Origin of the sequence: Paenibacillus sp. E194 (assembly GCF_000935845.1) — a bacterium.
Taxonomy (GTDB): Bacteria; Bacillota; Bacilli; order Paenibacillales; family Paenibacillaceae; genus Paenibacillus_B; species Paenibacillus_B alvei_B.
This window is the reverse complement of sequence record NZ_JMDX01000178.1, coordinates 1-12,606: the sequence shown is the minus strand read 5'-3', so window position 1 is coordinate 12,606 and position 12,606 is coordinate 1. Positions and strand designations below refer to the sequence as shown.

Here is a 12,606-nt window from a genome sequence, read left to right as displayed (position 1 = left end):
GCGGGGTGTGGTTGTATGCGGCAACGGGCTCATTCGTCTTGGCGATTGTGGGGGCAATTCTTGTTGGAATGCTGCTTGGCTTCATGATGGAGCGCATTGTCATTCGACCCGTGTACGGCAATCATGTGCAGCAGATTCTGGTCACGCTAGGCGTTATGCTCGTGTTAAGTGAATTGCTCAAAGTTGTATTCGGCCCGAATCCACTTAAGGCGGATGCCCCGCCTATACTCAGCGGAAGCTGGGAAGTTGGCGGAGTGATTCTAATTAAATACCGAATCTTCATCATCGTAATTGGTGCGCTCGTGTATGGCGGACTATTGTTCATATTGAAGCGTACGAAGATTGGACTAATCGTGCGCGCAGGCGTTATGAATCCGGAAATGGTTCAAGCGCTAGGCATTCCGATTCGGCGTGTATTTACGCTTGTATTTATGGTTGGGGCAGGTCTGGCGGCACTGGGAGGCGTACTGCTTGCTCCATACTCAGGAGTGATATTTGCCGAAATGGGTATGCAATTTGCCATTCTTGCCTTCATCGTCGTTGTCATTGGCGGCATGGGGAGTATCCAAGGCTCTGCACTGGCTGCACTGTTGGTTGGCTTGTCGGGAGCATTTATGGCCTATTATGTGCCAGACTTGTCGCTTGCAGGCAATATGCTGCTGATGGTGGTTGTCCTTCTCATTAAGCCGTCAGGCTTGTTCGGGGCGAAGGGGGGAGCGTAATGAGACATATAAACATCGGAACAAAATGGTTCCTTCTGCTCGTCATTGGACTTGCCGTGCTGCCGTGGATCAATGACTCGCGCAGCTTCCTCATTATTATGACGCAAATTTGTATCTTCGCCGTTTTTGCGATGAGTTACGACATTTTGCTCGGTTATACAGGTATTGTCTCATTCGGTCATTGTATGTTCTTCGGTATTGGTGCGTACGCAAGTGGTGTCATGCTCGATCGGATGGGAGCCAACATCGGAGTCTTGCTGCTGTCGATTGCAGCAGGTGTGATCTTGTCGGCGCTGCTCAGCTATCTGGTAGGCATGTTGTCTTTGCGTTTGAAGAATCACTTTTACGCAATGCTTACGTTGGCCTTTTCCGGATTGCTGCTTGTCTTGGCGGAGAAGTGGAGGTCTCTGACGCGAGGAAATGACGGCTTCACGTTCCCGATTCCCTCAGAGCTGAAGGATCGGACGGTGCTGTACATGGTATCGCTCGCAGTGATGGTTGTCATCTATATGCTGCTCAGAAGGTTCACGCAATCCCCCGTCGGTCGTGTATTGGTGGCGATACGTGAAAATGAGCAGCGAACCGCTTCGCTCGGCTATGAGATCATCCACTACAAGGTGTTTGCAAGTGTAGTCGCAGGTGTAGTCGCCAGCATTAGCGGATCCATGTATGTGCTGACACTACGATTCGTCAATACGACGGTGTTCGCGATGGATATGACCTTGAACGCGCTTCTGATGACGATTATTGGCGGCGTTGGGACGCTATTCGGGGCGATTATTGGCTCAGCGATTATTGAATGGGCGCACCATGGCCTAACTGAGTTGGCTAAGTTCCACCCAATATTCGAGAGATGGATTATTTTCTTTGGCCTTCTCTATATTGTCGTCGTGCTCGTCTTCCCAGCAGGCATAACCGGAACGCTCCGATTGTGGTGGATGAAGCGGAGAGGAAGGAGAACTTCTTCGTCTCCTACAGAGACAGCATCTCGGCATGGGAAGGAGGAGGCAGGATGACTTCTCGCAGGCAGAAGGACTCGGCTGCGGAGCACTTGGAGGCTCATGACAGTCGAAATCAGTACAATCGGCATCATTTGGTTGAGGATACCTCTGTGGTCGGTTCCTTTGTCGTCCGCTGCCGGGTACGGCAGGAGACCGAGGGGTTGGACGATTGGCGAATCCGAATTACCTATGTACAGGGCCAGGAAGAGCAGACCGTTGCTTCATGGGAGGAAGCGGTGGGCTATATGCAGCTGATGATGAAGCGGGGGAATGACGTGTATGAACGAGAACGGAATGAATGAAAGAGAAAAGAATGAGCAGTCGATCATCCGTCTGTTGTCCGTAGGAACTTATATCCCTGAACAGAAAATGACTAGCGGCGATATTGCAGAAGCATCAGGCATCCCTCAGCATATTGTGGAGTTGAAGCTGGGCATCCGGCGGAAGCCTGTACCAGGGCCTGATGATCATCCCTGCGCGATGGGGGTTGCAGCAGCGAAGGAAGCGATTCGTCGTGCCCAGATCGCGCCTGAGGAAATTGATCTCATTATATATATCGGTGAAGAATACAAGGAATACCCGGTATGGACGGCGGCACTTCAACTGCAGCATGAGATTGGAGCTGTAAATGCGTGGGGCTTCGATATGGGCTCCCGATGCTGTACGGCAATTATGGCCGTTCAGACAGCGAAGTCGATGATGTTGGGGGATTCTCGTATTGGCACTGTGCTGCTTGCTGGCGGCTATCGCAACGGCGACCTGATTGACTTAACGGACCCGAACACTCGCTTCATGGCGAACTTGGGTGCTGGCGGCGGAGCGATGCTGCTCCAGCGTGGGGCTGGCCCTTCGTATCCAGAGGTGCTGGATTCAGCAATTATTACGGATGGATCATTTGCGCAGGATGTCATCATTCAAGCAGGGGGAACGAAGCAGCCATTGACGGCTGAGCTATTGGCGCAAGGTCAGGTTTGCTTCCGAGTCCCAGATCCAGAACGGATGAAGTCAAGACTGGATGCGGTGTCGATGCAGCGATTCACTCAGGTGGTGGAACAAGCTATTCAGGGTAGTGGATATACGATCTCGAATATTGATTTTATCGGCTTGCTTCATATGAAACGATCCGCACATGAATTCGTGCTGCGTTCCTTGGGGATTCCCGAAGAACGTTCCGTTTATTTGGAGGACTACGGACATATCGGTCAATTCGATCCGATTCTATGTATTGAATTAGGCGTAAATCGGAAATTGATTCAACCGGGCAGCATTGTTGTATTGGCAGCTGCAGGCATCGGATATGCGTGGGGAGCTCTCACCTTAAGATGGGGGGATGAAGCATGAAGATTCATTTAAAATCCGTTGAATTGCCAAATGGGGAAACACTCGGATACCGTGAACGTGATGGCGGCGATGAGGTAGTTGTGCTGATTCATGGCAACATGAATTCGTCCTGTCATTGGGATGTCGTGCTGGAACAGATGGATGTTCGGTATAAGCTGTATGCGGTCGATCTGCGTGGATTTGGTATTTCTACCTATCATACGCCGATTGAGTCCTTGTCTGATTTCACTGCAGATGTGAAGCAATGGGTCGATTTACTCGGTCTAACTCGTTTTACCCTCATTGGCTGGTCAACTGGCGGCGGGGTGGCAATGGAGTATACTGCCGCTTATCCTGATGAGGTAACGCGACTAGTGCTGCTGGCAAGCGTCTCGACTCGTGGATATCCATTCTATGAGGACGGAACGAACGGTTTGCCAGATGTTACGCGCCGGATTACGGCAATAGAAGGTATTCGATCATTGACTCGCAACACCCTCATCGAATCTGCGAACATACGTCGGGATCGCCAGTTTATGAAGCAATTGTATGAGGCCGTCATCTATGATCGGAATCAGCCGGAAGAGGCAAGATACGAAACCTATTTAGACGATATTTTGACGCAGCGTAACCTGATGGATGTGTATCATGCGTTGAACACGTTTAACATAAGTGTATTTGATCATGAAGCATCTCCGGGAAGCGGGGCTGTGAAACGAATCAAAGCCCCCGTTTTGGTTCTGCGGGGCATGCAGGATTTAGTTATTACTGAGGCGATGACGAGGGAGACGCTAGCTGATCTGGGAGACATTGCGGAGTTCGTTCCATTGACAGGATGCGGTCACTCACCGTTAGTTGACGATCTTTCGCAGCTGTTGCATGCAATCGAGTCCTTCTTGGGAAGAGATTCATCAGAAGCAGCTCCTAGCGGGTCAACTGCATCGGCTGGTCATATAGATTGAAGGGAGACAGGGAAAGACGATGACGATGAAGCTTACAGGGAAAACGGCAGTAATTACAGGCGGAGCAAGCGGCATAGGGCTTGCAGCAGTACACTTGTTTCTTGAGGCAGAGGCGAATGTTGTCATCGCTGACTTCAATGAGACGGCAGGACAGCAAGTGATCGAAGAGCTGGCAAGTGAACGGCGTGATCGGGCGTTATTCGTGAAGACGAATGTAGCAGATGAAGAAAGTGTGCGGCAACTGATGGAGCAGACGGTTGCGACGTTTGACGGTATCGACATTCTGATCAACAATGCTGGAATTACACGTGATGCGATGCTGCTGAAGATGACCCCAGAGCAATGGCAGGATGTAATCAATGTGAACTTGAATGGTGTGTTTCTATGCACACGTCTTGCAGCTCCTTATATGGCGGCGCAAGGCAAGGGGAAAATCATTAATACATCATCGATTGTTGGCGTTCAAGGCAATATTGGACAGACGAACTATGCTGCGACCAAAGCAGGCGTCATTGGCATGACGCGTACATGGGCTCGGGAGCTAGGATATAAGGGGATTTGTGTGAACGCGGTTGCCCCAGGCTTCATCGCAACAGAGATGGTGGCCAAGATGCCGGACAAGATTATAGACAGCATGCGTGAAAAAGTACCGCTGCGCCGATTAGGACGGCCGGATGAGGTTGCACAAGCATATTTATTCCTCGCTTCGGATGCAGCTGATTATATAAATGGAACAGTGCTGGAAGTGAACGGAGGGTTGTCCATTTGAATGGACTAGATGCTCGTCAGAGCACAGTGGATAGCCGCTTCGATCAACGGCTGAATCAACCGCTTGCCCCTCGCCGCTGCGCTCAGGTTATGAGCGCGGATGAAGCGGTGGCGCTTATTGCAAATGATGCAACGGTTGCTGTGGGAGGCTTCGTCGGATGTGCTCACCCAGAAGCACTTACGTCAGCGCTGGAGCGCCGCTTCTTGAACGAGGCGGCGCCGACAGGGCTTACGGTTGTGTATGCAGCAGGACAAGGGGATGGCATAGTTCGCGGCGTGAACCATCTTGCGCATGAAGGCATGGTGAAGCGGGTCATTGGAGGGCATTGGGGACTTGCTCCGCGTTTGGGCGCGCTTGCGCTCAATAACCGGATTGAAGCCTACAACTTTCCGCAGGGTGTGATTGTACATCTCTATCGTGATATAGCTGCAGGCCGATCGGGGACATTGACCCATGTCGGCCTTTATACCTTCGTCGACCCGAGAAATGGAGGAGGCAGGCTGAATGCAAGCACGGTGGAAGCGCTTGTAGAGCTGGTGCAGCTTGGAGGCCGAGAGCAGCTCTATTATCGAGCTTTTCCAATCCACTGCGCTTTCGTGCGCGGCACGACTGCTGATGAGCGCGGCAATATCTCCATGGAGCGAGAGGCAGTAACGTTAGAAATGCTAGCACTTGCTCAAGCAGCGAGGAACAGTGGAGGAATTGTGATTGCGCAGGTTGAGCGCATATTGCCTCACGGTACCATGCATTCGAAGCAGGTAGTCATCCCAGGCATGCTGGTCGATGCTGTCGTTGTCGCTAGGCCAGAGGAGCATACAATGACGTTCGCAGAGGTATACAACCCCGCATATGCTGGGGAGATCCAGCAGGAATCGTCCGCCGCATATGTGCCTCCAATGGCAAGAGATGAGCGGCTAGTCATTGCACGGCGAGCTCTCAAGGAAATCCCCTCTCACAGTGTTGTGAATCTCGGCATCGGACTGCCTGAGGGAGTTGGATATGCAGCACTTGAAGCGGGACGAACAGATATGACGCTGCTCCTTGAATCCGGCCCTGTTGGTGGCATACCTGCACGAGGGTTAAGCTTCGGCGCATCTGCGTTTGCGGAGGCCATTCTTGATCAGCCAGCTCAATTCGACTTCTTCGATGGAGGAGGGATTGATGTTGCTTGTCTGGGGATGGCAGAGGCAGACGGCAGAGGAGACGTGAATGTTAGTCTGTACGGCGGCAAGCTGACAGGCTGCGGCGGCTTCATTAATATAAGCCAAAATGCGAAGAAGCTTGTCTTCTGCTCCACCTTTACGGCTGGCGGTCTGAAGGTGGAGATGGCTGATGGTGGCCTTCGCATCCTTCAGGAGGGACGCTTCCGGAAGTTCGTTCGGCAAGTAGAGCAACTCACCTTCTGTGCAGATTATGCACAGCGACGTGGCATCGAAGTGCTATATGTGACAGAGCGTGCAGTATTCCGGCTGCATGCAGGGGAACTTGAACTTATCGAGATGGCACAGGGACTATCGCTGGAAGCAGACATTCTAGCCAATATGGACATCGTGCCTCGCATCAGTCCACAGCTGAAGTGGATGGAGGAAGATCTGTTCCGATAGGGATTGTCATGGACTGTCATAGAGACTGTCTCATAAGTTGAAGCTGATTTACTGCCTGTAAGATGATACTGGTAATGAGAAAGGTCGAGTAAGGGGGACGTTGGTACCCTAACTCGACCTTTTGTTTTATTGCAGCTTCGCCTTCATCACCTGCGTCTGCAATGGCTGTTGTAGGTGATTTTCAAGGCAGCGAAAATATTGTGAGCGCTATCAAAAAATGTTGCTTGCCTTACAAAACAGGGCGAGATTATCATAAAATTGCGGAAGGGGCCCAAAAGTTACCGCAATCGATATGGAAAGGGGAAGATCATGAAGACGAACAGTCAACCGGGGGGACGCCGATCATTTCACTTGCGTGAAAATGCTCAACTCTACCTTATAATGCTTCCCGTTCTACTTCATATTTTTGTCTTCAGTTATATTCCGATGTACGGGATAATCATCGCATTTCAAGATTATTTCCCGGGAAAACCTTTTTTCTCATTAACAGATACGAATTGGGTAGGTTTTAAACACTTTATTGAATTTTTTAATGGTCCGTATTTTGGAAGATTGATGCGTAATACGTTCTCGCTCAGCTTTTATTTTATGGTGTTTGGCTTCTGGGTGCCCATTCTGTTTGCGGTATTGCTTAACGAACTGAAGAGTGGCATCTTCAAGAAGTACGTACAGACCGCAAGCTACTTGCCTCACTTTATTTCGAACGTCGTCGTTGCGGGCATGGTGTTGTCATTCATCAATACGGATGGAATCATTAATACCATCGTGAAGATGTTCGGCGGGGCACCGGTCGCGATAAACACGGAAGCGGGTTATTTTCCGGCCATTTATACGATTACGAGCATATGGAAATCATTTGGCTGGAGCAGTATTTTGTATTTGGCAGCCATGTCCTCTGTTGATCCTCATTTATACGAAGCTGCCAAGATGGACGGAGCCAACCGCTTTAAACAAATCCTCCATATTTCGTTGCCATCCATTCGTCCGACCATCTTATTTCTGCTTATATTCGCGATTGGCAGTCTGTTTTCAGCGAACAGCGAGTTTATTTGTTGATCTACAACCCAATGGTATATGAAACGGCGGATGTCATTGGCACCTATTTGTACCGCGATGGCTTGCTTGGCGGACAATTCAGTTTAGGAACGGCAGTTGGGCTGTTCATATCAGTTATCAACTTCGTGCTGCTGTATTTCGCAAATACGCTAAGCCGTAAATATTCAGATTATGCCTTGTGGTAAGGAGGAGTACAATGGCCTCGGTCAGGAAAAATCCGAACAAGATCAGGGAAGGCTCTGTCGTGGTGGACATTATCTTGTACGCGATCGCGCTTGTCATTTGCTTAATCACCTTGTATCCCTTTTATTTCGTCATCATCATGTCGATCAGTTCGCCTTCGGAAGTAGCCGCCATGAATGTTGTTTGGTTTCCGAAAGGCTTTAACCTAAGCTCATATGAATTGATTGTGAGAGATGCGAAAATGTGGTGGGCGTATTCGAACACTTTGATTTACGTCGCCGCAGGCACGCTTTTGAACTGCTTAATGGCTGTATTGGGTGCATACCCGTTAACGGTGCGCAATCTGAAGGGGCGAAAATGGATCGTTGTATTTCTACTAATTCCGATGTATTTCGGGGGCGGATTAATTCCCTCCTACCTGCTCGTGAATAAGCTTGGGATGTACAATACCATGTTTGCAGTTATTATCCCTGGGATGGTTAGTATTTGGAATATCATCCTTGTCAGGACGTTTTTTATGACGATTCCAGATGGTCTGAAGGAATCTGCTTTTATCGACGGGGCTTCCCATCTGCAGCTGCTGTTTAAGATTATATTGCCGATTTCCAAGCCGATTCTTGCCGTTATTGCGATTTATTCGATTGTCGGCATTTGGAACAGCTGGTTCGACGCGCTTGTCTATCTGCCGAACGAAAAGCTTCATCCGCTGCAAATGTATCTATACCGTGTCGTCGTTCAACAGTCGGTGGATCTAAAGATGTTATCGCTGGAAGATACCAAAAATGCGGTGGCGAACATGTTGACCAACATCCAGTTAAAATACGCGATTATCGTTTTTACGGCATTGCCTGTCATCTTTACGTATCCATTTTTTCAAAAGTATTTCATCAAGGGAGCGCTTCTTGGTTCTTTAAAAGAGTAGGACTTTACTTTTTGAGAGAACAGATCAATTAACGACGAAGGGCATTGTGGTATGGAGAGAAAGAATGTTTTTGATGTATTGAAAGCGTTTACAGCATATCTTGGGATAAGATTTCATCATTTCAACTACAAGGGCCAGGTTTCGGTGAAATCATTTTGAAATTCGTTTTTATCGATTCGAGGGGGAATCTAAAAATGAAACAATGGAAAAGAACATTGATCTCCGTATTAACGGCAATTTTCGTGATTGGGTCGATAACGGCATGCGGCACCTCCAGTAACAGCGCCAACAGCGGCGATAACAAGAAGGAGGAAGCAGGAGGATCTGCTTCTGCCGAAGTCAAAAAGTTGAAACTGCTTGGGCCGCAAGGTTCGAACAAATATATCAAATTCGATGAGAGAGAAAAATATCCGGTATGGAAAGAAGTCAATAAGATGCTCACAGATGCCGGTTTGCAATTGGACTACGAGATGGTTCCAGGCGAGCAATATAAAGTGGTCGTTCAAACGAGAATGGCGTCCGGTTCCTCGCTTCCAGACATCGTAAACATTTCGGCACTAGATAACACGACAGTGTTGAATTTGGCGAAGCAGGGCGTCCTGCTTGATCTGAATCCACTGATCGAGAAGTACAGCAACGGCAACATTAAGAAAATGTACAATGAAGAATTCCCATACGCCAAAAAGACGACAACATCCCCTGACGGCAAAATGTACTGGTTCAGCAATCTTCATAAAAAAACCATATCAGGAAAAAACACCAGCTCCAGTTGCATTGACGATGCTGCTTCGTAAAGACTGGCTTGATAAGCTGAAGCTCCCGGTTCCACACACAGCTGCAGAATATTTGCAAACATTGAAGACGTTCCGGGAGAAGGATGCCAACGGAGATGGCAAGCAAAACGAAGTGCTCGTATACGATCCAAGCAAATTTGAAGGCGCTATCGCGCAATGGTTCGGACTTGGTACAGATATCACGGCAGTAGATGTTGAGAACAAAAAGGTAGTATCCCCTTGGTATCAAGACGGAATTAAAGATTACTTCCGCTACTTGCAGCAGTTAACGAAAGAGGGCATTCTCGACACAAGCCTGATTGGGGCGACAGGGGAGCAAAAGCAACAAAAAATGACCGAAAACCAGGTTGCTTCATTGAGTGATTATAATCTGGAGACCTATCAGGAGCCTACCATTAACGGTGGAGGGGAGTTCCTCCCATTGATGCCGCTCAAGGCGGTCGACAACATCACTCCGGCAGCACAGTTGGAGCCTCCATTCCTTGTGTGGCAGAAGTACGCAATTACAAAAGATTGCAAAGACGTGGAAGCAGCCATCAAGTTTTTCGATACGATTTACTCGGAAAAATATGCAGATCTTCTGTATTGGGGAATCGAAGGGCAAACTTACAAGAAGGACAGCAACGGCGCGAAGGTGTTTATTAATAATGGCTCAGACGAAGAGTTGGCTAAATCGGGTCAAATTACTGGGCGTCCGTTATTCGGGGACACAGTTTTTCCACGTGTTCAATTCGCCAATCTGGAATTCGAGCTCTCTGGTGTGCCCGAAGCAAAAGCCGATCATGAGCTGAATATTTTAAATTACAAACCATATTTTGTGAATATGAACCTGAACTATCTGGCCATTCCTGATGATCAGCAGCTCGAGAAGAAAACAAAAATTTTAACTAACTTGAACACGTACTCTCAGGAACTTGCGACCAAGCTTGCTCTAGGCCAAAAATCGCTTGACGATTGGGATCAATATATCTCCGAGCTGAAAAAGCTTGGGCTTGATGAATTAATGAAGATTGATCAGCAGCTGCTCGATAGATACAACAGCATCCAGTAACAATGCACCAATAATCCGGAAAATTGGCGTTCTCCTCGGCTTCCATAGAGGAGTTCGCCGTTTTCTTCATATTGCTTCATCATGCGAAGTGGTCTTCAAACCGAAGGAGGTGCGGACTATGCGACATTGGAGCTTTGGGAGCGGCACGTTTCGAAAGATCTTTCTGTCCTATACTGCGATATTGATCATCCCCATCATCGTGTTCAGCACCTTAAATGTACAGCGGAACATAACGGAGGAACGTCAGAAGCTGCATGAGAAGCATGTATCGGATGCAAATCGGATTGCGGCGGTTGTGGACAATAAATTGAACGAGCTCAAAAATATAGCGAAGATGATTAGCATAGAATCATGGCTTCGGAAGATGATGCAGAATACGGATGTTTATAATGATGAATTTGATTTGTTGAAGATGCTCGAAATCCGAAGGAATTTCGAAAATTCAATTAATTCTACAAATGTGCTATCTTTCGGCACAGTTATTTTTCCAGATAAACAACAGATGTTATCGACATGGGGGACATTTTCGGAAGACCACTTCTTCTCTAATATTGCTGTATTTGATGGAGATACACGGCAAATGATGCAAAGCGCTCTTCGGGAGCAACAGTATTTCAAAGTAATGGCGCCAGCAACGGTCAATTTGTGGGGCAGCAGTAAGAGGGTTATTCCTGTCCTTCAAAGTCTGGAGGTGGTCAATCGCCCGCGGGCGGTACTGGTCCTATTTATTGACAGCGATTACTTCTCAGAATACATGCGTCGTTTCGGGAGTGTGGAATCCAAAGACATCTTAATAACGACATATGGAACGCCTATTTTCAAGCAGAGCCGAAATCCGGTTAACGGGGTTCATGAAAATCAGCAGACCTATGAGCTTGTTGTGCCTTCCCAAGAGAGCAGTCTGCAATATAAAATCTCCTACTTCGATAACAGTGTCATCGGTATCAATAACTTGTTCAGTTCACTGCTGGCTATCATGATCTCCATTGCGGTCGGCATGTTGTCGGCTTTTTTGCTGGCCAAGGTCAGTTACCGACCTCTAGGAACCTTGCTTAACAAGCTCTCTGCAGGGATTCGTTACGAGGAGGGTGAAAATAGTCCCGTATCCGGCTCCGAATACAATTACATTGAGGAATCGTTCGACCGGCTGTTGAGTGAAAATCAGGTGCTTCAGCAATCCATGCAGGACTACGAAAAAGCGGCGAAGTCGAATTTGTTCCTCCAGCTGCTTAAAGGGTATTTCGCAGATGATCAGCACTTGAACGGGTTGAAGAAATTCGGCATTGGCTATACCGAGGAAATGCATTATTGCACGATGTTGATCAGCTTTCATGCCATTCGTGATTTCTCCGATCTGGATAAGATCAGGAAAATCGAGATGATGACGATGGTAATCATCGAAAAAGTGATGAGCTGTCATCGGCTGGACTATGAGCTATTCGAAGTGACGAATGCGGACAAAGCGTTGATCCTATCCTCCACAAACCGATTTGGAGAAGATGGCATGATGGAACAAATTGCTGTCGGAATTACGGGAGAAATTGAACGTGCATGTGGTTTCCAGCCTATTGTCTTGTATGGAACGATGGAGAAGGGGCTCGTTGGCATTAGTAAGTCGTACTATACGGCTAATGAAAGTTTGCAGTATACGTTGTTTTCACGGGAACATCTACGGGTCGCGCCGGAGGAGTCCATTCCAAGCATCGTTGACTATTATTATCCGACAGATTGGGAGGTTCAGTTGATTAACAACTTGAAGATAGGGAACCTGGATACCTCGATGCAGATTCTCTACGAAATCAGCGCGGAAAACGGGAAACGAAACCTGTCTGAAGCAAGTACGATCAGACTCGTTTCATTATTGATGGAAACGCTGCTAAGAGTGCTGCATGAACTCAATCTCGATACGGGCATTTACGCGAAACAATTTACCAATAGAGCAAAGGGAAAAAATACGGAGGAAATGTGGGGCTATGTGTTTGAAGTGGGAACGTTACTATGCGAGCGAAATCGGTACTCCAATACGTCATCAACGATTGAAGCTGGAAGTCAGTTGCTGCAGTACGTAAACCAAAATTACACGAGTGCCGACGTATCCTTAAAACAGCTTGCTGAAATCTTCCAGATGTCGGTCTCTAAGGCGTCTAAACTATTTAAGGAAGTCACTGGAATCAATTTCTACGATTATTTATGCCGGCTTCGTATTGAAATGGCTAAGGAAT

The 12,606-nt window shown here is 48.0% G+C and carries 13 protein-coding genes; all 13 read left to right on the top strand.

What is annotated here, in order from left to right:
• Nucleotides 1–722, top strand: a 722-nt coding sequence (locus AZ66_RS20885) for a branched-chain amino acid ABC transporter permease (protein ID WP_044356599.1), incomplete at its 5' end; no start/stop codon positions are given.
• Nucleotides 722–1,738: a branched-chain amino acid ABC transporter permease gene (locus AZ66_RS20880; protein ID WP_044356596.1), complete on the top strand. Its 1,017-nt coding sequence runs from the start codon at nucleotides 722–724 to the stop codon at nucleotides 1,736–1,738. The genes AZ66_RS20885 and AZ66_RS20880, both read left to right, overlap by 1 nt.
• Entirely contained in the window at nucleotides 1,735–2,025 is a 291-nt protein-coding gene (locus AZ66_RS20875) for a hypothetical protein (protein WP_044356595.1), read from the top strand. Before AZ66_RS20880 ends, AZ66_RS20875 begins: the two co-directional genes overlap by 4 nt.
• Nucleotides 2,003–3,064 carry a 3-oxoacyl-ACP synthase gene (locus AZ66_RS20870; RefSeq protein ID WP_044356594.1) on the top strand — a complete coding sequence of 354 codons (1,062 nt, stop codon included), beginning with the start codon at nucleotides 2,003–2,005 and terminating at the stop codon, nucleotides 3,062–3,064. Before AZ66_RS20875 ends, AZ66_RS20870 begins: the two co-directional genes overlap by 23 nt.
• The gene (gene phaZ / locus AZ66_RS20865; RefSeq protein WP_044356593.1) at nucleotides 3,061–4,005 is read left to right on the top strand and encodes an intracellular short-chain-length polyhydroxyalkanoate depolymerase; all 945 of its coding nucleotides are present in this window, start codon (nucleotides 3,061–3,063) and stop codon (nucleotides 4,003–4,005) included. Before AZ66_RS20870 ends, phaZ begins: the two co-directional genes overlap by 4 nt.
• A 25-nt stretch (nucleotides 4,006–4,030) precedes the next feature.
• Nucleotides 4,031–4,774, top strand: a complete 744-nt coding sequence (gene fabG, locus AZ66_RS20860; RefSeq protein ID WP_044356598.1) for a 3-oxoacyl-ACP reductase FabG — start codon at nucleotides 4,031–4,033, stop codon at nucleotides 4,772–4,774.
• Entirely contained in the window at nucleotides 4,771–6,378 is a 1,608-nt protein-coding gene (locus AZ66_RS20855; RefSeq protein ID WP_082061671.1) for an acyl CoA:acetate/3-ketoacid CoA transferase, read from the top strand. Before fabG ends, AZ66_RS20855 begins: the two co-directional genes overlap by 4 nt.
• A 309-nt stretch (nucleotides 6,379–6,687) precedes the next feature.
• Entirely contained in the window at nucleotides 6,688–7,434 is a 747-nt protein-coding gene (locus tag AZ66_RS20850) for an ABC transporter permease subunit (RefSeq protein WP_231586977.1), read from the top strand.
• A complete protein-coding gene (locus AZ66_RS32910; protein WP_231586976.1) occupies nucleotides 7,431–7,619 on the top strand; it encodes a hypothetical protein in 189 nt (62 codons plus the stop codon). Before AZ66_RS20850 ends, AZ66_RS32910 begins: the two co-directional genes overlap by 4 nt.
• Nucleotides 7,620–7,630: 11 nt before the next feature.
• Nucleotides 7,631–8,539: a carbohydrate ABC transporter permease gene (locus AZ66_RS20845; protein WP_021252612.1), complete on the top strand. Its 909-nt coding sequence runs from the start codon at nucleotides 7,631–7,633 to the stop codon at nucleotides 8,537–8,539.
• Nucleotides 8,540–8,733: 194 nt separating this feature from the next.
• Nucleotides 8,734–9,333 carry an extracellular solute-binding protein gene (locus AZ66_RS32905; protein WP_231586975.1) on the top strand — a complete coding sequence of 200 codons (600 nt, stop codon included), beginning with the start codon at nucleotides 8,734–8,736 and terminating at the stop codon, nucleotides 9,331–9,333.
• A complete protein-coding gene (locus AZ66_RS32900) occupies nucleotides 9,320–10,384 on the top strand; it encodes a hypothetical protein (protein ID WP_231586974.1) in 1,065 nt (354 codons plus the stop codon). Before AZ66_RS32905 ends, AZ66_RS32900 begins: the two co-directional genes overlap by 14 nt.
• Nucleotides 10,385–10,502: 118 nt before the next feature.
• A partial coding sequence (locus AZ66_RS20835; protein ID WP_044356592.1) for an AraC family transcriptional regulator occupies nucleotides 10,503–12,606 on the top strand: 2,104 nt, incomplete at its 3' end.

What these genes read in the sequence shown, in the direction of transcription:
- AZ66_RS20880 (WP_044356596.1), top strand. Translation starts at nt 722, where the DNA reads ATGAGACATATAAACATCGGAACAAAATGGTTCCTTCTGCTCGTCATT.
- AZ66_RS20875 (WP_044356595.1), top strand. Translation starts at nt 1,735, where the DNA reads ATGACTTCTCGCAGGCAGAAGGACTCGGCTGCGGAGCACTTGGAGGCT.
- AZ66_RS20870 (WP_044356594.1), top strand. Translation starts at nt 2,003, where the DNA reads ATGAACGAGAACGGAATGAATGAAAGAGAAAAGAATGAGCAGTCGATC.
- phaZ (WP_044356593.1), top strand. Translation starts at nt 3,061, where the DNA reads ATGAAGATTCATTTAAAATCCGTTGAATTGCCAAATGGGGAAACACTC.
- fabG (WP_044356598.1), top strand. Translation starts at nt 4,031, where the DNA reads ATGAAGCTTACAGGGAAAACGGCAGTAATTACAGGCGGAGCAAGCGGC.
- AZ66_RS20850 (WP_231586977.1), top strand. Translation starts at nt 6,688, where the DNA reads ATGAAGACGAACAGTCAACCGGGGGGACGCCGATCATTTCACTTGCGT.
- AZ66_RS20845 (WP_021252612.1), top strand. Translation starts at nt 7,631, where the DNA reads ATGGCCTCGGTCAGGAAAAATCCGAACAAGATCAGGGAAGGCTCTGTC.
- AZ66_RS32905 (WP_231586975.1), top strand. Translation starts at nt 8,734, where the DNA reads ATGAAACAATGGAAAAGAACATTGATCTCCGTATTAACGGCAATTTTC.
- AZ66_RS32900 (WP_231586974.1), top strand. Translation starts at nt 9,320, where the DNA reads ATGCTGCTTCGTAAAGACTGGCTTGATAAGCTGAAGCTCCCGGTTCCA.